Source organism: Bifidobacterium parmae, assembly GCF_002860365.1.
Taxonomy (GTDB): domain Bacteria; phylum Actinomycetota; class Actinomycetes; order Actinomycetales; family Bifidobacteriaceae; genus Bifidobacterium; species Bifidobacterium parmae.
Map to the genome: position 1 here is coordinate 88,002 of NZ_NMWT01000007.1, position 23,903 is coordinate 111,904.

The following is a 23,903-nucleotide window of genomic DNA, read 5'->3' on the forward strand; positions in this document are numbered from 1 at the left end:
GTCCCAGACAGGCCCTCCGCTGAGCCTCGACGGCCCGTTCTTCGCTGGAGGCCTTCGCCACATAAGTCCGAAAAAGCTTGTTTCGCGGTTGGATGCGAGGGAAGACGTTGCACTCAACGCGATTGGGGCGAGTTTTCGGGTTGAGGGAGCGGCCGATCGGAATCGGGATATGGCCAGCTGGGATTGCTCCCGTGAGAAACCGCCATTCCCCAAGGATTGTGACGCTGTCGATGTTGTCCCTCAGATGCGATTCGGCCGCTTATGAAGTTGAGTGGCGAATCGTCCTTTCCCTCAACCTCAAAAGCGCGGTGATTCTGGTTGAGGGGAAGGCGTTTTCTCCCCTCGACTTTGATGAAACGTTACAACAGGCTTGAGGGAAAAAATGGAGAACCCCGGCAATGCGAGAACACGGTGGGGGAAGAACAGCGGAGGCGCAGAGATAAGAGAGAGGAGAGGAGAAGAGGAGAGGAGAGGAGAACGGAGACAGAGAAGAGGGTGACGGGAATACAAAAGAGATAGTGGGAACATGCAGAAACATAGCGGGAGAAGGCCAGGAAAGGCGGCCGACAGGAACCAAGAACATGTCATGCATATCACGGTCAGCGTCCCGCGGCCCATCGGTTCCACGGCATCGCGGTGGATAACTGTGGATAACGGATGAGGAAAGTTGTCCACAGTTATCCACAGTGGCTCAAGTATTGGAAATAATGGGATTGTGAAGAACTATCGACAAGTTATCCACAGGTTATCCACAGTTGTGCACAACTTATCCACCGGTTGTCCACCAAAATCCACAGGTTATCCACCGCAAAGGACCCGCATGTGCGGAAAACGGTGTAATCCACTGTGGACAGCAACGTTGTGGATAACTTCGGACACATGTTGTCCACAGCGCACAATCGTTGCGATATCAACGATTACATGACTTATCCACGGAATCTATCCACTGTTGTCCACCGGTTATCAACTGGTTATCCCCAAGTTATCCACACACTTTTCCACATTTGTGGAAAACTACATATGTGTGATTATCCACCGAATCACCCATATATGGGTCAGCCGCCGCGCTCACCACACCGGCGCGCAGAGCAGCATGACGGCGATCAACAGCACGACCATCGCACCACCGTAGATCCACATGCGCTGGGTGAAGGAACGCCTGCGCAGCGCCGGCACGCCGGCGACGAGCAGCCAGGTGAGCACACCGCCGACCACGAACCCTCCGACATGCGCCTGCCACGCGATACCGCCGACCACAAACGGCAGCAGGAAGTTGATGGCCATCCAGATCATCATCGACCGGATGTCCTCGCCGACGCGACGGTACACGACCAGCACCGCGGCAAACAGGCCGAACAGCGCGCCGGACGCGCCATAGGCGGCGGTCATCCAGTCGCCGGTCACGCGCGACCAGACAAGCATGCCGACGGCGCCACCGAACCCGGAAATCAGATAAAGCGCGAGGAACCGCCAATGGCCCATCAGACGTTCGAGCATCGGGCCGACCGACCAGAGCGCGATCATGTTGAACAGGATGTGCATGAAGTTCGGCGCATGCAGGAACATCGACGTGAGAATCGTCCACGGTTTGGCGAGCATCGTGAGCGGCATCACCATACCGGAACCCACGAACGTGTTGAACGCGGCGGGCGCGACGAGACTGAGCAGCATCTCGACCGCCCACACGGCCACGCACAGGCCGATAATCGTCCATGTGACGACCGGACCGCCGTTGCGCCACTCGTATTGGATCTGCCGTTTCGTCGGGAATCGCATCTGCATGGTGTCATCGTATCGGGCGGGGAGAATCCCCGGTGTCGTTCCACCCAATCCACACATAACCGCGCCTATGATGGGTTGCAGGGTTGGCTTGAACGGACAGGCCGACGAGAATGGGAAAGGAGCCGTCATGGAGAACAAGTCTTCGAACGGTTGGAAATTCTTTGCGCTGCTGTTCGGCGCGCTGCTCGCGGGTCTGGTGGGCCTGTACATCTACAAGCAGCAGAACCCGGATTACGATCCGTGGGAGGAGCCGTGGGAGAACAGCTCCTCGCCGGTCGATCTGGGCCTGAACAAGGGCAAGGACGAGGATGAGGAGGCCGAAGAGGCCCCCGCCGAGGACGCTCCGGAAGCCGCCGAAGCCTGAGCTTCTTCTTCGGACGGGCGCGGCTGACGGCACGCGCCTATCCCCCCATCTCCATACGTGAGCAAGCGGAAAGCCCCGCAACCTGATAAAGGTTGCGGGGCTTTCGCATATGCAGCAACGACTCGCCCCCGCTGGCGGGGGCTCCCGCAAAGCGGGTGGGGGTGGCCGGCTCAATAACCGGAGACCACCCCCAGTCGGCTACCGCCGACAGCCCCCGCCAGCGGGGGCCGGGTCACAGAGCTCAGGCGAGCGGGCCGGTGTGCCAGATACGCTCGAGGTAATCCTCGATGGAGCGGTCCGAGCTGAAGAAGCCGGAGTTCGCGACGTTGAGGATGGCCTTGCGGTTCCAGTCGAGCGGGTGGGTGTACAGCTCCTCGATCTGGGCCTGGATGTTGGCGTAGGAGGAGAAGTCCGCCAGCGTCATGAACCAGTCCTTGGTCAGCCAGTCGGCGACGAGCGGCGCGTAGGCGTTACGGTCGCCCTCGGAGAAGGTGCCGCCGGCGACGAGGTCGATGGCCTGCTTGAGGCGCGGGTCGGCCTCGTAGTACTTGGCCGGATCGTAGCCGGTCGCGTAGAGGGATTCGACCTCGTCGACGTTCATGCCGAAGAGGAAGAAGTTCTCGGCGCCGACGCGCTCGCGGATCTCGACGTTCGCGCCGTCGAGGGTGCCGACGGTGAGCGCGCCGTTGAGGGCGAACTTCATGTTGCCGGTGCCGGAGGCCTCCTTGCCGGCCTGGGAGATCTGCTCGTCGAGCTCGGTGGCCGGGATGAGGTTCTGGGCCATCTCGATGTTGTAGTTCGGGAGCATGTGGACGGCCAGCTTGCCCTTGACGTCCGGATCGTTGTTGACGACGCGGGAGACGTTGTTGATGAGCTGGATCGTCATCTTGGCCAGATAGTAGCCCGGGGCGGCCTTCGCGCCGAAGAACACGGTGCGCGGCAGCACGTCGTCGGCGTTGATGGTGCCGTTCTTGATGCCCGCGTAGCGGGAGATGACGGCGAGGATCTTCAGGCTCTGGCGCTTGTACTCGTGCAGGCGCTTGACCATCGTGTTGAACATGGTGTTCTCGTCGATGTCGATGCCGTAGTGGTCCTTGGCGAAGCCGACGAAGGAGTGCTTGTTGGCCTGCTTGACGGCGGCGAACTTCTTGACGAACTCGTCGTCCTGGGCGAGCGGGGCAAGGCCCTGCAGCAGCTCGAGGTCGGACAGCCACTTGTCGGTGCCGAGGCCCTCGGTGATGAGGTCGGACAGCGCCGGGTTGGCGAGCTTGATGAAGCGACGCGGGGTGACGCCGTTGGTCACGTTGGTGAACTTGTCCGGATAGGCGTCGGAGAAGTTCTTCAGCGTGACGTCCTTGAGCAGCTGGGAGTGCAGCTCGGCCACGCCGTTGACGTGGGAGCCGCCGTAGGTGGCGAGGTAGGCCATGCGCACGGCGTCGCCGGTGTAGATCGCCATGTCGTTGATGGTGTTCTCGGCCACGCCCTTGTCCTTGAGCTCGGCCTTGAACTGGTCGCTGATCTTCTCGATGATCTCGAGGTGACGCGGCAGCAGCTCGCCGATCAGGCTGGACGGCCAGACCTCAAGGGCCTCCGGCAGCAGCGTGTGGCAGGTGTAGTTGAAGGTCTTCTGCGTGATGGTCCACGCGGTGTCCCAGTCGTAGCCGTACTCGTCGATGAGGATGCGCATGAGCTCGGGGATGCCGATCACCGGGTGGGTGTCGTTGAGCTGGAACGTGATCTTGTCCGGGAAGGTGGTCAGATCCGGCTTGTCCTGGCCCGGGTAGAAGACGCGGATCGCGTCGTGCAGGGAGGCGGACACGAAGAAGTACTGCTGCTCGAGGCGCAGCTCCTTGCCGACCTTGGTGGAATCCTCCGGGTAGAGGATCTTGGAGATGTTCTCGGCCTTGACCTTCGGCTCGACGGCCTCCATGTACTCGGAGCGGTTGAAGGCGAGCAGGTCGAACTCGTCGTAGCTGCGGGCGGTCCACAGGCGCAGCGTGTTCACGCGCTGGGACTTGTAGCCGGGCACCAGGTAGTCGACCGGCACGGCGCGCACGGACCAAGCCGGCTTCCACACCTTCTTGCCGTTCTCCTCGACGACCTCGCCGCCGAAGGAGACCTTCTGGTCGCGGTTGTAGTCGATGTGGCCCCACGGCTCCTCGTTGGACAGCCAGTAGTCCGGGGTCTCCACCTGCTTGCCGTTCTCGTCGAACTGCTGCTTGAAGATGCCGTAACGGTACTGGATGCCGTAGCCGAAGGCCGGCACGCCCAGCGAAGCGAGGGAGTCGATGAAGCAGGCGGCGAGACGGCCGAGGCCGCCGTTGCCGAGGCCCGGCTCGTATTCGGCGTCGACGATGTCCTTCGGCTGGAAGCCGAGGGCTTCGACGGCGGCGTCGAACTGGTCGGTCAGGCCGGCGTTGAGCAGCGCGTTCTCCAGCTGCTTGCCCATGAGGAACTCGGCGGACAGGTAGCCGACGGCCTTGGTGTTGCCGTTGACGGTGTCGGCCTGCGTGGTGAACCAAGCGTCCTGCAGATGGTTGCGGACGGCCTTGGCGGCGGCCACGTACACGTCGGCGGCGGTGGCCTGCTCGACGGTGACGCCCTGCGCGTACTTCAGTTGTTCACGAATCTCGTCGGCGAACTGCTCGGCCGTGACAGGAGATTTCGGAGCGGTAATCTCGGTCATAGTATTCTCGTTTTCCTTCCGGGGAGGGACTTCCCTGACCATCATAAGGCGCGCCGCGTGGCTCACCCCCAACACATACATGAACAGTGCGTTACATTCGCACGGCATCGTGCATACGTTTTCATCGGTCAACGGGTCCTACCTTACTACGTAGCCCCAACGAGAGCGGCCGACGCGCGTGTTCGTCGCATGCGCCGCTCCCCGCCGCGGCCGCACGGGCGGCGCGGCAGGGGTCGCGGCACAATGGCGGTATGGCAGTGATTCTGGAGAAGGATTTGGCGCGCGGCAGGCAGGCGTACGACGCGTGGCGCGCCGCGGCATACACGATGATGACGGACGCGCGCGCGGCGGGCGACGACGACGCGACGCGCGACGCGCGGCTGTCGATCGCGCCGCGGCTCGCGCGGCCGACGATGGCGATGGCCGTGCGCTACTCGCTGCACCTGCTGGAACGCAAGGCGCCCGGACCGGGCGTGGAGGTGCGCGTGGCGCCGTGGGGCGCGGTGAAGATCCTCGACGGACCGGCATCCGATCCGCACAACCTCACGCCGCCGGACGTGATCGAACTCGATCCGGACGTGTGGCTGCGCGTCGCGACCGGCGTGACCACGTGGGCGGAGGAAAAGAACGCCGGCCGCATCAGCGCGGTCGGCGAACGTGACGATCTGGGATGGCTGCTGCCGCTGGAGGCGTGAGCTCAGGCCTTCTTGGGCTTGAGGGCGCTGGGCATCGGCATCCGGATCGGCTTGTGCGGAGGCATCGGCTTCGGCGCGGCCGGCTTGGCCGACGTCTTCGGGAATTCGCCGCTGGTCGCCTTCGCGGCGGCCTCGGCGGCCCACTTGGCGTACTCGTCGAGGTCGTCCTCGGCGGGAGCGGTGGACTTGCCGGCGGCGGCGTCCGCATCGCGGGCGGAATCATCCGAAGCGGCGTCCGCATAGTGGTCATCGTAGTGATCGTCGAGGTCGGCGAACGGGTCGACCGAGCCGGTCCCCGGCTCCTGGCCGCTCAACTCCTTGGCAAGCTCGTCGTAATCGGTGTCGGTTGTCAGATACTTGAGCTTACGGGCAATTTTCTGCTGCTTGGCTTTCTGACGTCCGCGGCCCATGTGACCCCCTGAAAATAATGCTTGCTATCGATTCATCAACTAAGAAGAGTACCACTTGTTTTCCGCTGCGGGCTTGTCGGCTCGCGCTTTTACGATAAAAGCGATATTTTGCACGGTTTTGACACAACCCGCGACGGCGACACGCGCCCGATCGGGCTGCCCCCATCAATCAAAGGACGATGAGCATGACGGACGAAACGCAGGCGCAGACCACGCAGGCGCAGACCACCGAACCGCAGGTCACGGCGGCCGGCAACGAGATGAGCGCGAGCTTCCTGGCGGCGAAGAAGCGCTCCGACGCGACGCTCGCCAAGCTCGAAGCCGACCCGGGCAAGTTCACGATGCTCACCGGCGACCGCCCGACCGGCCGCCTGCACCTCGGTCACTACTTCGGCTCCATCCGCGAGCGCGTGGCCATGCAGAACAAGGGCGTCCACTCGAACATCATCATCGCCGACTACCAGGTGATTACCGACCGCGACACCACCGAGCACATCCAGGACAACGTCCTCAACCTCGTGCTCGACTACATGGCCGCCGGCATCGACCCGAAGAAGACGATGATCTACGCGCACTCCGCCGTGCCTGCCGAGAACCAGCTGCTGCTGCCGTTCCTCTCCCTCGTCACCGAGGCCGAGCTGCACCGCAACCCGACCGTCAAGTCGGAGATGGAGGCCTCCGGCCACGCGCTGACCGGCCTGCTGCTCACCTACCCGGTGCACCAGGCGTGCGACATCCTCTTCTGCAAGGCGAACGTCGTGCCGATCGGCAAGGACAACCTGCCGCACATCGAGATCACGCGCACGATCGCCCGCCGCTTCAACGAGCGCTATGCGAAGAAGCACCCGGTGTTCCCGGAGCCGGCCGCGATCCTGTCCGACGCCCCGGAGATCCCGGGCCTCGACGGCCGCAAGATGAGCAAGTCCTACGGCAACTCGATCATGCTGGGCGCCACCGCGGCCGAGACCGCGAAGCTCATCAAGAAGAGCCCGACCGACTCCGAGCGCACCATCACCTTCGACCCGGTCAACCGCCCGCAGGTCTCCGCGCTGCTCACCACCGCGGGCCTCGTCACCGGCCGCGACCCGAAGGACATCGCCGCCGAGATCGGCTCCGCCGGCGCCGGCGCGCTCAAGGCGTACGTTATCGAATCCGTGAACGAGTTCCTCGCCCCGCACCGCGAGCGCCGCGAGGAGCTCGCCAAGGACATGGACTACATCCGCGACGTGCTGCACGACGGCAACAAGCGCGCCAACGAGATCGCCAACGCCACCCTCGACGAGGTGCGCGAGGCGATGGGCATGAAGTACTGAGTACGTACCGGTTGCGTACCGAGCCGGAACGCAACCGCAAACCGCATGGGGCCCCGCTTCGCGCGGGGTCCCATGCTATCCGGATCGTCATCCGGGCACCATCCGGATGACGATCCGGGCCGCAATCGGAAAGGGAACGATGGTGTTCTTCCGTTACGTCGCACTGGGCACGACCGCGGACGGGGACCGCGTGTTCTGGGACACACGTGAGGACGTGGGCGTCAAACTCGCCGCGAACCATTGGGAGCGGCCGCGCGCACGGGAAGCGCGCCGCGCGCACGCCGGCGTCAAACCAGGCACGCGGCACGGCGCGGCATCATCGCCCTCATACGGCCCCGAACGAAATGTGGGGCTGCTGCTCGGCATGGGGGCCCTGCTGTGGTTCGCGGCACTGCTGGCGCTCTTCGTCATCAACGCGTCCATGGGCGACGCCTATCGATACCGGCGTCACGGACGCGGGGCGATGCTCGGCGCGGCCATCGATGCCGCGGGGCAGGCGGGGCCGGCACTCCGCATCGCAATGATTGCCGCAGCGGTCGCGCTCGGGCTGATGCTGTGCTGGATCTGCCACGGCGCGCTCTACGGAGATTCCCGCGACTACGAGCCGGCGACGCCGCGCGAAGTCGCGTTCGCCACGGCGCAAGATGGGCCTCGACGCTACCGGCTCGGATGCTGGTTCCTGTTCCCGCTACGTCTCGTAATGCTGTGGAGCGCGCCGGCGAACCTGCTGCGGCCGCTGCTCGACATGACGTCATGGTGGGCGGGGTCGGCCGCGAGCTGGGTGCTGGGATGGTCGCTGATGGCGTGGCTCGTGTACCCGTTGCTGTCGGTCATATGGCTGGCCGCATGCGACCGTCGCGCCGAGACGCGGGATTTGGAACGCGGCGCCTCGCCGGAGGACACAGACGGGGCGCAGACGGCATGATCACGAATCTGGCGGTGATACTGGTATATGCGGTGGCCACGGGGCCTCTTCTCGCGTGGGCGGTATGGGCGACGTTCCAGCACCCTGCGCCGTGGTATCGGCACACCATTCGGAAACGCGTGTATCCGATGCTTGTCCGGGAGGGATTGCGCGCGGAAAACGACCCGTGGGAGTCGTCGGGCGTGGTGGAACAGCTGCGCGAGCACAAGCGCGACACCGCGCAGGAGGAGGACCGTCCTCCGGAACGGGCCGCAGGCGAAACCATGCGCGGAATCATGCACGCCGAGGCGCTGCCGATCGGACCGTACCACATTCACGACGAACGGCAGGCGCGACAGGCGCGCGCCTATTACGAGGCGCAGGATTGGAGCGGGGCCGACGGATGGATCGGGTTCCATTACCGCTACTACACAACGCCGTACCACGAGACCCGCAGGAACGCGTGGATGAATGAGATCCTCGACCTGTACGGGCTGTCGGACCAGCCCCGGTGGATTCTGCGCGGCATCGAACTGCGGGCGAAGGGCATCACCCTGTCGCAAGACGTCGTTTTTCCTGCCGCGTACCTTCTTGCCTGCGCCGAATCCCGCCGGCGTGGGCGGGAGGAGAGCGACGATGAGGACTGGGACGAGTAATCCGGGTGCGCGAGGGAGATGTGGCGGAGACGTGGCAGAGACGACCGTCTAACTCCGTTACAAGGGGTACATCGCCCTGCGGCCGAGGGGCTATCTCCGTTTCGAGGGGTATCGTCTCCGCCCATNCCCGCCTATATCGGACGTTTTCCGGCGCATTCAACGCGGGTCAGCCCCGGTACGGTACCCCTCGCAACGGAGATAGATGTCCGGGTGGCCACTGGTGTACCCCTCCGAACGGAGATATACCGTCAGCGCCACAGGGCACAGGCGCCACGAGCCCGCGACGCCAGCCGCATGGAATCCAGCCGCATGGAATCCGGCTAGGCGATGGCCTCCAGTTCATCGGCCCCGCCACCATACGCGGAATCGGCAGGCGAGTCAGGCGAGTCAGACATCAGCGGGCGGAATCCCAAACGCTCATACAACGGCTTTCGCCGCATCGATCTGGCATCGCAGACCTGCATGATGGTTTTGCGCCTCGTCAGGCGGACGGCCTTGCCGGTGACCTCCCGAATATGCCTCGCGACCCTTTCGGCGAGCCGTTCCTCATCGTCCTCATTCCCGATATCCAGTTTGGTCACCTGCACGTACCGCCATCCGGCATCCTCGATCAGCTGTCGTCTCGTCACATCGTTGAGCCACTGCCCCGCATGGTGGGCTCCTTCATATTCGATGCAGATCTTGAACTCGGGGTAGGCGAGATCGAGATATATCGGACGCCCCTTGACGGATACGGGGTAATTCACTTGAGGGGTGTCCAAGCCGTACCGCGGCATCACCAGCCTTGTCCGGGTCTCCATCGAGGAGTCCGTGCCGCTTCTCGCCAACCGCAGCGCGCGCCGGCAGTTCGCGTACCCCCGGAACAGACGCCCGCTGCCGCCTTCCTCCGCCATGGACTGCGCGTATGACCGGGCGCCATCCAGATAGGCGATCAACTCCTCCATCGTCACCCGGCGGAGACGGCGATCGCGGCGCATCATCGAGTCGGCAAGCACAATCAGCTCCTCCAGATCCAGATAGGCGGCGAACATCGCCCATGTGCATGCCGGCGATACGCATGGGAAACGCCGGTCGACGAGCACCGTGTCCAACGGGAACCGCCAGACCACCGCGGCGACGCCGTCGACCCGGTATTTCCGATTCGCATGAGGCACGGCGACCATGATGCGATGTTTGAGTCTTGCGCAGCCAGCCGGCAGCCGCGGCATCTCGATCGATTCAAGCTCCAACGCCGTCGTCAGCGCATAGGGCGGACGCCATTCGCTACGCTTTTGCAGATCGGCGCAATCCCTCATTCTTTGGTGCTTCAATTCGGCCAATGCCGCCAAGGCCATCGATTCGCCCATCACCGTCACTCCCGTCCCCGTTCAAAGGATTCCCGACACCCTCCCGGCACGCCGTCATGCCTGCGGAGCCTTCAGTCTATACGGCGGCCACGGTTCCCGGGCACGGACCACCTAGCCGGTTGACGACTGTGGAAAACCCGGTGGATATTGGGAAGCGATCCGCCCTTGCGATGGTTCGTCTCGATGGTTCGCCCCAGTTCATGCCCATGGGTCGGATAGCGATTGTGCGCGCTCACACCACGGTGGCATGATGGCAGTCATGTGCACATCGCTGAACATCCTCAACGCGCGCGTCCCCGGCGGCGACGAGCGCGTGGACCTCGTCGTCCGCGACGGGAAGATCACGGCCGTCGGCCCCTCCGTCGCACGGCCCGACACGGACGAAACCATCGACGCGACCGGCCTGTGGGTCATCCCCGGCCTCGTCGACTGCCACACGCATTTCACGCAATGGTCGAAGACGCTCGGCCGCCTCGACCTCATCGACGCGAAATCCGCCGCCGAGGCGATGGCGATGCTGCGCGCGCATCTCGACGCGCGCCGCGCGGCCGGCACGCTCGACCCGGACGCGTTCGTGGTGGGCATGCGCTTCCGCCACTCGCTGTGGGCCGACGACGAGCAGCCCACGCTCGCCGCGATCGACGCGGTCACCGGCGAGCAGCCGGTGGCGCTGTCGAGCGCGGACATGCACTGCGGGTGGGTGAATTCGGCGGCCGCGCGCCGTCTCGGCGTGCATGCGGACGCGAAGACCGGGCTCGTCGGCGAGCTCGAATGGTTCGACGCGTACACGAAGTTCGACAAGGCGCCGGGCGCGGCCGAGGAGACCGACCGACTGCTGCGCGAAGCGGAGAAGGACGCCGCAGGCAAGGGCGTCACCTCAATCCGCGACTACGAGATGGCGGAGAACATCGACACGTGGATCGCGCGCTTCGCCGCCGGCATCGACGGATTGCGCGTGAAGGCGGGCGTCTACCCGGAACGGCTGGAGGCCGCGATCCGCGCCGGCTGGCGCACCGGCAAGCCGTTGCCCGGCAGCCGCGGACTCGGCGAGGTCGGCGCGATGAAGCTCATCTCCGACGGTTCGCTCAACACGCGTTCCGCCTACTGTTCCACACCGTATTCGGGCATCACGCCGGTCACGTACGGCACGCTCAGCTACACGCCGAGCCAGATCGCGCGCTACATGCGGCTCGCCACCGAGAACGGCTTCCGCATCGCCTGCCATGCGATCGGCGACGAGGCGAACGCGATCGTGCTCGACGCGGCGGAGCTCACGCACGCACGCGGGTCGATCGAGCACGCGCAGATGCTGCGCCGCGAGGACATCCCGCGTCTGGCCGCGCTCGGCCTCGAGGCGAGCGTCCAGCCGCAGCATGCGATGGACGACCGCGACGTGATCGGCAGGTTCTGGGCGAATCCCGCCGGCGTCCCGTACGCGTTCCGATCGCTGCACGCGGCGGGAACGCGGCTGCGTCTGGGTTCCGACGCGCCGGTCGCGCCGCTTGACCCGTGGATGGCGATTTCGGCGGCCGTGTTCGCGACGGAGAGTTCCGCGCGTGAGCCGTTCCAGCCGGAGCAGCGTCTGCCGCTGCGCGTCGCGCTCGCGGCATCCACTGCGGTCGGACGCGGGTACCTGCGTTCCGGCGACGACGCGGATTTCGTGCTGTTGGACGCCGATCCGTACGCGATGGAGACGCCGGAGTCGATGCGTGCGATGAGGAGCCACGTCGCGATGACGTTCCTCGCAGGACGACGGACGTACTGAGGCGCCGGCTACTTGCCGTTGACGTAACGACTCGCCTGCGGCGAGGCGATTTCCTGCCGTCGCCCGGCTATCGCCTCTCTCCGGCCGAGCCGGTGGACAGCGCACCGCGCTGTCCACTTACCTCCTCGGCCATGGCCTCCATCGGCTCGTCCACCAGCACGGAACCGGAGGGGAGGGTGCCGGGGAGCGGGTCGTCCATGTAGTGGTCGAACTCGTAGAGCATCCGGTCGTTCGACTTTTCGGTGAGCAGCGAGAACACGACGATGCACAGCAGCGAGACGAGGAACGCGGGCAGCAGCTCGTAGATCGCGAACACGCCGCCCAGCGGCTTGACGAGATTGTGCCAGATGAACACGGTGGCGGTGCCGGAGACCATGCCGGCGACGGCGCCCACCTTGTTCGCGCGACGCCAGTACAGCGCGCACAGCATGAGCGGGCCGAACGAGGCGCCGAGGCCGGCCCACGCGTAGGAGACGACCTGGAAGATCGAGGAGTTCTGGTCGTAGGCGACGAGGCAGCCGAACAGGAACATGATGACGAGCGTGATGCGCGCGACGATCATCACCTGGCGGTCGGTGGCCTTCTTGTGGAACAGACCGCGGAAGATGTTCTCGCCCATCGCGGAGGCGCCGATGATCATGTACGAGGAGCTGGAACTCATCGACGCGGCGAAGATGCCGGAGACGACCACGCCGCACACGAAGCTCGGCAGCAGCGTCTGCGCGAGCACGATGAAGATGGTCTCCGCATCGGTGCCGGTGAGCAGGTGCGTGGGCATCATCGCGCGGCCGACGAGGCCGATGCACACGGCGCTGGCGAGCGACAGCACGCACCAGGAGGTGGCGATGATACGCGACTTGCGCACCTCCTCGGCGTCGCGGATCGACAGGAAGCGCACGAGCACCTGCGGCATGCCGAAGTAGCCGAGACCCCACGCGAGCATCGAGACGATCGTGATGATGCCGTAGTCGGTGGGCGCGCCGAACACGGCCTTGCCGGCTTCGACGATCTGCTTGCCGGTCTCGGGGTCGAGCGTCGGGGAGGCGACCTGCGTGCCGGAGATGAAGCCGGGGATCGCGCGCAGGAACGCGACGGTCTCGCCGATGCCGCCGGCGGAGGCGACCGTGCCGACGAACACGACGGCGAGCGCGAAGAACATGAGCAAGCCCTGGATGAAGTCGGTCATCACGACGGACAGGTAGCCGCCGACGATCGTGTACACGAACACGACGAGTGCGCCGAGCACCATCATCAGGTGGTAGTCGAAGCCGAACAGGGCGCTGAACAGTTTGCCGACGGTCACGAAGCAGCTACCCACGTACACGCAGAAGAAGACGAGGATGATGATCGCGGAGATCGTCGAGATGACGCCCTTCGTGTCGTGGAATCGCTTGGCGAAGAAGTCGGGGATGGTGATCGCGTCGCCGGCGACGACCGAGTAGCGGCGCAGTCGGCGGGCGACGATCTTCCAATTGAGGTAGGTGCCGATGGCGAGGCCGAGCGCGGTCCACAGCGGGTCGGCTGCGCCGGTGAAGTAGGCGAGGCCGGGCAGGCCCATGAGCAGCCAGCCGGACATGTCGGATGCTTCGGCGGACAGTGCGGTCAGCCACGGTCCGACGCCGCGGCCGCCCGCGAAGTACTCCTTGGAGGAGGAGTTGGACCGCTTGGAGTAGATGAATCCGATGGACAGCATGGCCGCGAAATAGATGACCATGGCCAGCAGAATCCAGAAATCGTTCGCCACGCTAACCGCCTTATCCGAAATATCCACGGCACCGCGCAGGCGCGTGACGCCTGCGCGCGAGGCCGTGGGGCTTCTCTCTGGGAATTCCTAGTACTGTCGCCGACCTTTCCCGAAAGTGCGGACAATCCCGCGAATACGTCTCGCATGCTGAGCGAGGCACCTATGGAAAGGCCCCCTCGTCAGAGGGGGCCAACCGGTGCGGATCAGATGTCGTAGCGCCAGGACTTGTCGGTGATGACGCGGGCCATCGCCAGTCCGATCGGCAGGCAGACGATGACCATGAACGCCTTGAACGCCCAGTCGAGCGCGGTCAACGTGTCGAACGAGCCGAGGTGGAACATGGCCTGGTACATGTACAGGCCGGGCACCATGATCACGATCGACGGCACGGTCAGGCAGATGCGCGGGTAGCCGAAGTGCGGCGCGAGCCAGCCCTTGCGCACGGACGAGCGCCATGCGGTGGCGAGCAGGCCGGCGAGAAGGGCGCCGATGAACGCGCCCGCCTCGGCCGGCACGCCGTGGTCGACGAGCTCGAGGCGCAGCGTGTCGGTGATGGCGCCGATCGTCGCGGCGACGAGGCACATGCGCTGCGGCGAGTTGAACATGATGGAGAAGCCCCAGACCCCGAGGAACGCGAACACGAAGCGCAGCGCGCCGTTCACCCACACGTTGAGGCCGAGCGGCTCGAATCCGGTCGGGTTGAGGTGCACGACGGACGCGACCATCCAGCCGGCGAGCGTGGCCATCAGCACGATGCACAGGAAGTACGTGAGACGTTGGATGCCGGACGGGAAGTCGATCTTCGCCATGTCGAGGCCGCTGGTGATGAGCGGGAATCCGGGGATGACGAACAGCATCGCGCCGATGTACGCGGTGTCGTGCTGCAGCGCTATCGGGTCGTACAGGCCGATGAGGCGCAGCGTGCCGGTGCAGACGAGCGCGGCGAGCGCGACGCACACGAACGTGACGAAGAACTGGTTGAGGTGGTGCTTGAACAGGCGTCGGCGCAGCCAGTGGCCGAGTCCGGCGCCGAAGAACGCGCCGATCATGTCGTAGGGGCCGCCGCCGAGCAGGAACACGAAGGATGCGCAGGCGATCGCGGAGGCGAGTCCGGCGAAGGCGGGCGAGTAGAGCGGCTTGCGGTGTTCGATCATGTCGAGGCGGTGATGCGCCTGCCGCACGGTGATGCCGTGGCCGCCGTTGCGTTGCGCCGCGGACGTGCCGTCGAGATGGTCGAAGTGTTCGGCGTATTCCTTGGGTGGCTTGCGGTCGGACAGTTTCGGCTTGCGGCGCTGCGGCGTCTCCTGTTCCGCCTCGCGGGCCTGTTCGTCGGCGGCGCGCGCGGCGAGCGACTGGGTCATCGCGGACTGCGACCAGTCGTCCTCGTGCACGTGCAGCTGGTGGGCGCGCGGGTCGCCGGGATCGCTGTGACGGCTGGCCTCTTCGAGCGCGTCGAGCACGGCGTCCTGTCCGGGGCGGGAGGCGGCGCGTTCCTCGCGCTTCTCCTCGCGCAGCTGCTTGGAGAGGTCGGCGGAGACCTGCGAGGCGTCCTTCGCGTCGAGATGCTGCATGAGGCCCTGCGAGACCTCGGGCTGCACGTGGTACATGCTCTCCTCGCCGAGGTTTACGCTGAACCAGTCGGCGAAGTGTTCGAGCAGCCAGATGCGTTCGGTGTTGACGCCGGTGCTCGGCAGGTCGATGACCTCGGTGATGCGGTCCTTGCCGTCGGTGCAGGCGGCCTCGATGTCGGTGAGGTTGACGTCGGCGCGCACGTGCACGCCGAGCGGGTAGGCGATGCGGTGCATCATCTCGCGCACGCGGAACGATCCGGTGCCGGCCGACAGGTCGAGCAGGCCGACGCGCACGATCACGCTGGCCTTCGCGGCGATGCCCGCCTCGGCGATGGGCTTGTCCCAATCGCGTTCGATGTCCTCCATATCCAATGGGATGGAGTGGGTGTGGAAATGCTGGACGGCGATGGCGCCGTGCTCATGGCTGTTTCTGATGTCGGCATGCCCCTGGATCGGGGGCTCCCCCTGCTGATGTTGGCTCTCACTCACGGTGTCCATTACTACCGCGCAGTCTCCCCGCAATCATCGGAGACCATCTTTTTGCCCACATATCGGACTTTTTGGCGTCACGATTCGACAAACGCACGGAATCCACCCACAATTCCGCGCGAAAAATGGGATTCGTAACGTGAAGTGCGATTACCCGTGGCTACAATGGCGACCACAACCAAACGCTGCGCAGGGCTGTGGGCTCGCAACGGCCGATCTCAACAACCATGGAGGAGCCATGGACGATCGGCAGACCGAGCAACCCTCAACGCGGCAGAAGGAGGTCTGATGACAGATAACGATCAGCAGATCACGCCCGCCGACGCGACGATAGTCTCGACCGGCACCGGAACCAAGGGTCCCGAAGAGCGTCATCTTCCTGAATCACTCGCCAGCGACATGGATCTGTGTCTGCGCATTCTGCGCGACGTGCTCGGCGAGTTCGATCCCAAACTGCTCGCCACGTTCGACGAAGTGCGACAGTACGCGGTCGAGGCCAGCGCCGAACACTTCGAAGGCGTCATGGTCGATCCCGACCCGGATCACGACGGACTGAAGAAGGCCGTGGAGACCATCGACAAGATGAAACTCCACGACGCCCAGCTGCTGGCCCGCGCGTTCGCCACCTACTTCCACCTCGCGAACCTGTGCGAGGAGGACTACCGCGTCTCCGTGCTGCACGCGCGCGAGGCCAAGGTGACCGAGGACAGCGCCGTGGACCCGATCAACGAGCTCACCGTCGCCTACCACCAGCTCATCAACGAGATGGGCCCGGCGAAGGCGAAGGAGCTGCTCGACCGTCTCGAGTTCCACCCGGTGTTCACCGCGCACCCGACCGAGGCCCGCCGCAAGGCCGTCGAAGGCAAGATCCGCCGCATCTCCGAACTGCTCACCGCGCACAAGACGCTCGGCGGCTCGGACAAGAAGGAGAACTGCCGTCGTCTCTACAACGAGATCGACGCGCTGTTCCGCACCTCGCCGATCGCGCTGAAGAAGCCGACCCCGGTCGAGGAGGCGGACACGATCCTCGACATCTTCGACAACACGCTGTTCCACACGATCCCGCAGGTCTACCGTCGTTTCGACGACTGGGTGCTGGGCGACAAGGCCGGACTCGTCGAGCCCGTCTGCCCCGCGTTCTTCCACCCGGGCAGCTGGATCGGCTCCGACCGCGACGGCAACCCGAACGTCACCGCCAAGGTGAGCCGCCAGGTGGCCCGCAAGTTCTCCGACCACGTGCTCGCCGCCCTTGAGGAGGCCACCCGCACCGTGGGCCGCAACCTCACGATGGAGGCCGAGACCACGCCGCCGAGCTCCGATCTCAAGGTGCTGTGGAGCCACCAGAAGGAGATGAGCGAGCGCCTGACCGACAAGGCCGCGCTGATCTCCACCAAGGAGCTGCACCGCGCCGTCATGCTGGTGATCGCCGATCGCCTGCACTACACGATCGAGCGCGACGCCGACCTCATGTACCACACGTGCGACGATTTCATCGCCGACCTGAAGACGGTCCAGAAGTCGCTGGCCGACGCGGGCGCCAAGCGCTCCGCCTACGGCCCGCTGCAGGACCTCATCTGGCAGGCCGAGACCTTCGGCTTCCACATGGTCGAGATGGAGTTCCGCCAGCACTCCGTCGTGCACTCGCGCGCCCTCGCGGACATCCGCGAGCACGGCCTGCACGGCGAGCGCGGCGACCTGCAGCCGATGACCCAGGAGGTGCTCGACACCTTCCGCGCCCTCGGTTCGATCCAGAAGCGCAACGGCACGAAGGCCGCCCGCCGCTACATCATCTCGTTCACGAAGAGCGCCCAGAACATCAAGGACGTCTACGAGCTGAACCGCCTCGCCTTCGCGCATCCGGAGGACGTGCCGACCATCGATGTGATCCCGCTGTTCGAGCAGCTCGAGGATCTCCAGAACTCGGTGGACGTGCTCGAAGACATGATCAAGATCCCCGAAGTGCAGGCGCGCCTCAAGGCCACCGGCAACAAGCTCGAGGTCATGCTCGGCTACTCCGACTCCTCGAAGGACGCCGGCCCGACCTCCGCGACGCTGGCCCTGCACTCCGCGCAGGAGCGCATCGCCAAGTGGGCGAAGTCGCACGACATCGACCTGACCCTGTTCCATGGCCGCGGCGGCGCCGTCGGTCGTGGCGGCGGCCCCGCCAACCGCGCGGTGCTCGCCCAGCCGGTCGGTTCCGTCAAGTGCCGCTTCAAGCTCACCGAACAGGGCGAGGTCATCTTCGCCCGCTACGGCAACCCGGTGCTGGCCATCCGCCACGTCGAGTCCGTCGCGGCGGCGACCCTGCTCCAGTCCGCACCGAGCGTCGAGAAGCGCAACACGGACATGACCGTCAAGTACGCGGAGATGGCGCACGAGCTCGACGAGGCGGCACACAACCGCTTCCTCGACCTGCTGCACACGCCCGATTTCGCGCAGTGGTTCTCCACCGTGACGCCGCTGACCGAGATCGGCCTGATGCCGATCGGCTCCCGCCCGGCCAAGCGCGGCCTCGGCGCGAAGTCGCTCGACGACCTGCGCACGATCCCGTGGATCTTCTCCTGGGCCCAGGCCCGCATCAACCTGGCCGCCTGGTACGGCCTCGGCACCGCGTGCGAGCAGTTCGGCGATCTGGAGACGATGCGCCAGGCCTACGAGGAGTGGCCGCTGTTCTCCACGTTCATCGACAACATCGAGATGTCGCTCGCCAAGACCGACGAGCGCATCGCGAAGATGTACCTGGCGCTCGACGACCGCACCGATCTGCCGGAGAAGGTCATGCACGAGATGGAGCTCACCCGCAAGTGGGTGCTCGCCATCGTCGGCGACAAGTGGCCGCTCCAGCACCGCCACGTGCTCGGCCAGGCCATCCGAATCCGCTCCCCCTACGTGGACGCGCTGTCCGTCACCCAGGTGCTCGCACTGCGTTCGCTGCGTAAGAAGGTGGACAAGGAAGAGCTCTCCAAGAGCCAGCAGGCCGAGTTCATCTATCTCATCCTCTGCACCGTGTCCGGTGTCGCCGCCGGCCTGCAGAACACGGGCTGATTCGTGAAGCGAATAGCCCGGTAGGCTGTTCGTAGGATCGGCCGAACGGCGATAGCCGTGAGGAAACGATGAGTCTCGCCGAAGGCGAGCCCATTGTTGCCGTATGACGTTTCGGGCCGTGTTCTGCGCGGCCTGCGCCGCGTAGAACACGCTGGAGAAGCCCGGTGGGCTTCTCCAGCCCGAAACGTAGCGGGGTGTTCGCGCTCATGCGCTTCGCGCGCGCGAACACCCCGCAGTACAGCAAGCCTCCGCGACCCAGCGGAGGCTTTCCTTTTCCCACCGCGGCGAAGCCGCGAATCAACACAGCCTCGCCGGAGGCGAGTCCATCCCCAGCCGCCCCCGCTGGCGGGGGCTCCCGCGAAGCGGGTGGGGGGTGGTCACGCCACACCCACTATGCACACCGGCGATGCAAACCACCCCCAGTCAGCCTTCGGCTGCCAGCCCCCGCCGGCGGGGGCGGAGGCTTGGGCCGGTGCCATCCATTCATCGCCGTCCGCACCTTCCCCGCCAGTGGAGCCGGAATCGAAAGCATGTGAACTATCTCACGCGCCACGCCAGCACCATCCCGCATGCCACGTTACGAATCCCTGTTATAGTGCTCTTTGTCGGCGTCGACAGGGGGCAAGAACGCCGGCGAAACACACATCGGAGATGTTCGGTCGACCATCGGATATCTGCGATGCGCGTGATGCGCACGTTTGCGTGCCATGTGCGTCATGGCTGTGCGAGTGGACCGCGCATCATCGCACGATCATCGTGCACGCGGTCGTTTCGCACGACCGTTCCGCACGGAACGGTCACGCGGCCGACCGCCCTCTGCGCATGCCGGCAGGCCATCGTACCCCGCTACGAAAGGAACCCCGCGCATGGCAAGGCTCACCGCGAATCGTTGGAGCAGCGCGATCGCGCCCGCGCTGCTCATCCACATCCCGATCGGCACCGTCTACTGCTGGAGTGTGTTCAAGCAGCTCATCGCCGACCAGATGCACGTCGCCCCCGCTTCCGTGGAATGGGCGTTCTCGCTCGCCATCTTCTTCCTCGGCATGTCCGCCGCGTTCGCCGGGCCGATGGTGGAGAAGGACATCCGCAAGTCGGCGCTCGTCTCGATGATCTGCTTCACGGCCGGCTTCGCCGGCACGGGCGTGAGCATCGCGCTGGGCTTCCTGCCGGGCGTGTTCATCTGCTACGGCGCGGTCATGGGCGTGGGCCTCGGCGTCGGCTATCTGACGCCGGTCAAGAACCTGATGCTCTGGTTCGCGGACAACAAGGGTCTCGCCACGGGCATCGCGGTCGCCGGATTCGGCCTCGCCAAGGCGATCGGCAGCCCGTTGATGGAGACCCTGATCGGCACGGTCGGCCTCGTGAACATGTTCTACGTGCTGGCCGCGGTCTACGCGGTGATGATGCTCGCCGGATTCCTGCTCATCCGCCGCCCGGCCGGTTGGACGTACGATCCGGTCACCTCGCATGTCAGCCGCCGTTCGATCCTCACGAAGCCCGTGTTCTGGGGCATCTGGATCGCGTTCTACCTCAACATCACCTGCGGTCTGGCGCTCATCAGCCAGGAGAAGGACATCCTGCACGACGTGCTGGCCGCGCTCCCCCGCTACGCCTCGTTGACCCCGAGCGCGTTCGCCGCCGCCTCCGCGGGCGTCATCGGCTTGGTGCTGGCCGTCGATTCGGTGTTCAACACGGTCGGTCGCATCGGATTCTCCACGCTCTCCGATCATCTGAAGCGCCGCGAGAGCGTGTATCAGGTGCTGTTCGTCATGTCGATCGCCGTCTGCCTGCTGCAGATCGCATTGGACAGCATCGGCAACGCGCTGCTGTGGGCGGTGCTCGCCATGCTGTTCCTCGTCAACGCAGGCTACGGCGGCGGATTCTCCACGCTGCCGGTGCTGCTCGACCAGCATTTCGGCACGAAGACCGTCTCCACCACGCACGGACTCACGCTGAGTGCATGGGCGTTCGCCGGCCTGTCCGGCAACCAGCTGGCCTCGTTCGTGGTCACGCACGCGCCCGACCAGGCGCACCGCTACGCCGCGCTGATCCCGGTGCTCACCGTGCTGTACACGGTGGCGCTGGTAAGCGTCACCCTGGTGAAAGCCGCCGGCAAGCGTGCCGCCGTGGGCGACACGGCCCCGTCCCCGACGCCCGCCCCGACGGCGGCCCGTCCCGCCGTCGGCAAGGCCGCCTGACCCGCTCCATCCCCCGCTCACGTCCTGCTCCGCACCGTCCCCACCCCGCAGCTCCCACCATCCCAACTCCCACCCGCAACTCCCATGGTGCGGCAAAACCCTCATGGTGCGGTCGCGCAAAACGGCGGTATTCCGCCAATCCGCGAAATCGCGTTACCGCACCATGGGAGTTGGAGGGTGTGGGTGTGGATGTGGGTGTGGGTGGGGAATGTCACGCGTCGGACGAACCAGAGCGTTACCGACGCATGCGGATATACGCCGCGTGCTCACGCAGGTACCTGCGCAGATACGGTATGGCGAAATCGACCTTGCCGTACCCCATATCCCTGATGACCTGCGCGTCGATGAGGCGCGTGCGGTAGATGTTGGCGTAGTTGAGGCTTTTCCCCATACGCTTCGCTACCGCGGAAGTGGATGATGGCCCATCATCCTGAGCCATGGCCAGCAGATAGGTCTTGTCGATTGGCGACAATCCATCCATTTCGGGACCATGCACCGCATCCCCGAGTCTGGTAAGCGCGTTGTCGATGCCCTGCCGCGCATCATCCTCGCTAACGGTACGGATTCCTTCGACATCACGCTGCCGCCTGTATGCGATGCGCCACACGTGGTACCCGACCAATTGGATCATGAACGGATACCCTTCGGTCGCCTTGACGGCCATATCCAACGCCTGTCCCGCAAGGGTGATGCCGGAATCATCGAACGTGTCCTGAAGCGCGTCATGCACATCCTCCAACGGAACGTCACCGAGCTGTTCGGCCTGTGCGCGGCGCAGGAACGTCAGCACATCATCATTGAGCCATTTCGACGCTATGGTCGGCAGACCCGCGAACACGAACGCCATGTCGCGCTCCTCCCGTATGAGATGCTGTACGGCCGTGGCGATGGCGATCATGTCGTTGCGGTCGGCGGCCTGCGCTTCGTCTATGGTGATGAGCAGGCCGGCGTGTTTCCGTTCCAATCCATCCAACCGCGATCCCAACGCTTCCCTGAGCGTCAATGGCATTTGCTGCGACGATATGCTGGCCTCCCCAAGGCTCACTCCTCCCAATCCGGCGACCGACACCGAGGGTTTGAGTGAAAGACTGACGGCGGGTTTCGTGGGAGAGAGCCGTTCAAGCAGACGTTGCGCAAGACCGTTCGATGCGGTCTCGTCGATGACTTCCCATCGATGCGCTCGGGCGATGCGACCGAATTCGGTCAGCATGACGGTCTTGCCGACACCTCGGGCGCCAGTCACGCGCATGAGCCGTCCGGGTGCGCCCGGACCATCGTCGATTCCCTCTTCGAAATCCTCGATGATGGAGTCGCGGCCGATGAGCAATGGCGGCATGCGTCCAGCGGTGGGTTTGAACGGATTTGACTGACGCGTCGGCACCGGTTGCCTCTTTCAGATTACGGGAATCACGAATACAAACAGTATATATAAATATAAAAGAATATAAAAAGCTATGCGGGTGTGAATCGTCGGTCGGACGCGTCCGGGGAGTTGCAGGTCGAATCCGCCGCGTATGAGCATGACGAGACATACCCCCGGCGGAGGCAAGGCGGCTCCGACAGATGACCGAAGCACAACCGCGGGGACGGCTCCGCGGAACAGGCAGGACACCACACAGACGATTCGCTTTGCGAAGAGGGGTTTCAGCGGAACGACTCCGCCATCACATAACCGGCCCGTTTCGCACAGCCTCCTCACCGAAACAAATCAGTCACCTGCCGACCGTTCCGCTTCTCGGGCGCCCCGCCCCGCGAAACATCCCGGTCATCTGCCGGTCTTCCCGTTTCGCCGGAACCGGCCCCCTGCACCGGAACCGACCCACACACCGGAACCGGCCCACACCCAACTCCCACCCGCAACTCCCATGGTGCGGTAAAACCCTCATGGTGCGGTCGCGCAAAACGGCGGTATTCCGCCAATCCGCGAAATCGCGTTACCGCACCATGGGAGTTGGAGGGGTGTGGGTGTGGGTGGGCAGGAGTAGGAGGTGGCAGTGGGGTGGGGTGTTACGCGCCGACGAGGTCGAGCATCTGGGCGATGTTCTTCTTGCCGAACTCGACCTTTTGCTCGCCGCCCTTGTCGATGACGATGCAGGGCACGCTCATCGCGCCGTACTGGTCGCGCAGCTCCGGGAAGTGCGAGACATCGTAGGCCTCGGCGCGCACGAGCGGGTTGAGCGAGGCGATGCGCTGCGAGGCGAGCACCGTCTCCGGGCACATCGTGCAGGTGAGCGACACGAGAATCATCACGTCGGTCGGCGCGTCGATCGCCGTGGCACGCGCGCGCAGGTCGTCGTCGAGCGGCTGGCCGGGGCCGGCCGCGTTGTACAGGCCCAGCACGAACGAGTTGAACTCGTGGCCGGACGGCACGCCATGGAAAGCGAGACCGGTGAAGACGAGACGGGCCCCGGCACCAGCCCCGTCACCGGCGGAATCATCGGCCACGCAGATGCGCACGGCCGGGCGGGCGACCGGCATCACGCCGGCCGGGTCGAATTCGGCGCGACCGGAATCATCGAGCGTGCCGTACACCGGCAGCACGGCACCGTCACCGGCACCATCGGCACCACCATCAGCACCGGCACCACCCGCCGAAGCGACAATCTCCAACGGTTCGCCGACGACCAGACCAGCCGGCGCCGACGCACCGTCCACCGCCGTGACAAGACCCGCGGCATCCACGGCCACCGAATTCAGCTTGCCGCCGGACAACGCGACCATCTCGCCGATAAATCCCTGCAATTCCGCGGAAAGCGGGGTGTCGTCGAGTTCCAGCGCCAACGTGACCGGGCGTGCCATGCGACCGAACACCACGCCGAGCTGCTGCTTGATCGCGGCGGAGAACAGCTCGCCCGGCTTGCGCTGCGCCGCGGCCTGCGCAGCCGCCGCGTCGGCGCTGCGCTTGGCCGGCGCGGGCGCGGGCGACGTGCCGGCG

16 protein-coding genes are annotated in these 23,903 nt (G+C 65.1%); 8 read left to right on the top strand and 8 right to left on the bottom strand.

What is annotated here, in order from left to right; all coding sequences use genetic code 11:
- Window positions 1-1,068: 1,068 nt before the first annotated feature.
- Complete coding sequence (locus tag Uis4E_RS03485; protein ID WP_101621890.1) at window positions 1,069-1,776, bottom strand: rhomboid family intramembrane serine protease; 708 nt, start codon at window positions 1,774-1,776, stop codon at window positions 1,069-1,071.
- Between the two features lie 133 nt (window positions 1,777-1,909).
- Here Uis4E_RS03485 and Uis4E_RS03490 point away from each other — a divergent pair, with 133 nt between their 5' ends.
- Window positions 1,910-2,146: a hypothetical protein gene (locus tag Uis4E_RS03490; RefSeq protein ID WP_101621868.1), complete on the top strand. Its 237-nt coding sequence runs from the start codon at window positions 1,910-1,912 to the stop codon at window positions 2,144-2,146.
- A gap of 241 nt (window positions 2,147-2,387) precedes the next feature.
- Here Uis4E_RS03490 and Uis4E_RS03495 read toward each other — a convergent pair whose 3' ends face one another.
- On the bottom strand, window positions 2,388-4,832 hold the full coding sequence (locus tag Uis4E_RS03495; protein WP_101621869.1) for a glycogen/starch/alpha-glucan phosphorylase: 2,445 nt from the start codon (window positions 4,830-4,832) through the stop codon (window positions 2,388-2,390).
- Between the two features lie 251 nt (window positions 4,833-5,083).
- On the opposite strand from Uis4E_RS03495, the gene Uis4E_RS03500 reads away from it, so the two are divergent.
- A complete protein-coding gene (locus Uis4E_RS03500) occupies window positions 5,084-5,527 on the top strand; it encodes a sterol carrier family protein (RefSeq protein WP_101621870.1) in 444 nt (147 codons plus the stop codon).
- A gap of 2 nt (window positions 5,528-5,529) precedes the next feature.
- Here the strand turns inward: Uis4E_RS03500 and Uis4E_RS03505 are convergent, their stop codons facing one another.
- Window positions 5,530-5,937: a DUF3073 domain-containing protein gene (locus Uis4E_RS03505; protein ID WP_101621871.1), complete on the bottom strand. Its 408-nt coding sequence runs from the start codon at window positions 5,935-5,937 to the stop codon at window positions 5,530-5,532.
- A 185-nt stretch (window positions 5,938-6,122) separates the two neighbouring features.
- Between Uis4E_RS03505 and trpS the strand changes: the two genes are divergently transcribed.
- From trpS to Uis4E_RS03520, 3 genes are all read left to right on the top strand, one after another.
- The gene (gene trpS, locus Uis4E_RS03510) at window positions 6,123-7,250 is read left to right on the top strand and encodes a tryptophan--tRNA ligase (RefSeq protein WP_101621872.1); all 1,128 of its coding nucleotides are present in this window, start codon (window positions 6,123-6,125) and stop codon (window positions 7,248-7,250) included.
- Between the two features lie 139 nt (window positions 7,251-7,389).
- A complete protein-coding gene (locus tag Uis4E_RS03515) occupies window positions 7,390-8,175 on the top strand; it encodes a hypothetical protein (protein ID WP_101621873.1) in 786 nt (261 codons plus the stop codon).
- Window positions 8,176-8,303: 128 nt separating this feature from the next.
- Entirely contained in the window at window positions 8,304-8,810 is a 507-nt protein-coding gene (locus tag Uis4E_RS03520; RefSeq protein ID WP_165784830.1) for a hypothetical protein, read from the top strand.
- 320 nt (window positions 8,811-9,130) lie between these two features.
- Here the strand turns inward: Uis4E_RS03520 and Uis4E_RS03525 are convergent, their stop codons facing one another.
- Window positions 9,131-10,156: a hypothetical protein gene (locus tag Uis4E_RS03525; protein ID WP_101621891.1), complete on the bottom strand. Its 1,026-nt coding sequence runs from the start codon at window positions 10,154-10,156 to the stop codon at window positions 9,131-9,133.
- A 250-nt stretch (window positions 10,157-10,406) separates the two neighbouring features.
- Here Uis4E_RS03525 and Uis4E_RS03530 point away from each other — a divergent pair, with 250 nt between their 5' ends.
- Entirely contained in the window at window positions 10,407-11,921 is a 1,515-nt protein-coding gene (locus Uis4E_RS03530) for an amidohydrolase (protein WP_101621892.1), read from the top strand.
- 67 nt (window positions 11,922-11,988) lie between these two features.
- Here Uis4E_RS03530 and Uis4E_RS03535 read toward each other — a convergent pair whose 3' ends face one another.
- Both Uis4E_RS03535 and Uis4E_RS03540 read right to left on the bottom strand, forming a co-directional pair.
- On the bottom strand, window positions 11,989-13,665 hold the full coding sequence (locus Uis4E_RS03535) for a sodium/proline symporter (RefSeq protein ID WP_101621875.1): 1,677 nt from the start codon (window positions 13,663-13,665) through the stop codon (window positions 11,989-11,991).
- Between the two features lie 203 nt (window positions 13,666-13,868).
- Window positions 13,869-15,602 carry a threonine/serine exporter family protein gene (locus tag Uis4E_RS03540; protein ID WP_243394309.1) on the bottom strand — a complete coding sequence of 578 codons (1,734 nt, stop codon included), beginning with the start codon at window positions 15,600-15,602 and terminating at the stop codon, window positions 13,869-13,871.
- Window positions 15,603-16,013: 411 nt separating this feature from the next.
- Between Uis4E_RS03540 and Uis4E_RS03545 the strand changes: the two genes are divergently transcribed.
- Entirely contained in the window at window positions 16,014-18,770 is a 2,757-nt protein-coding gene (locus tag Uis4E_RS03545; protein ID WP_101621877.1) for a phosphoenolpyruvate carboxylase, read from the top strand.
- 866 nt (window positions 18,771-19,636) lie between these two features.
- Entirely contained in the window at window positions 19,637-20,968 is a 1,332-nt protein-coding gene (locus Uis4E_RS03550) for an OFA family MFS transporter (protein WP_101621878.1), read from the top strand.
- A 235-nt stretch (window positions 20,969-21,203) separates the two neighbouring features.
- Here Uis4E_RS03550 and Uis4E_RS03555 read toward each other — a convergent pair whose 3' ends face one another.
- Both Uis4E_RS03555 and Uis4E_RS03560 read right to left on the bottom strand, forming a co-directional pair.
- Window positions 21,204-22,349 carry an ATP-binding protein gene (locus tag Uis4E_RS03555; RefSeq protein ID WP_243394307.1) on the bottom strand — a complete coding sequence of 382 codons (1,146 nt, stop codon included), beginning with the start codon at window positions 22,347-22,349 and terminating at the stop codon, window positions 21,204-21,206.
- A 626-nt stretch (window positions 22,350-22,975) separates the two neighbouring features.
- Window positions 22,976-23,903: thioredoxin family protein (locus Uis4E_RS03560; protein ID WP_207764539.1), on the bottom strand; the 928-nt coding region annotated here is incomplete at its 5' end.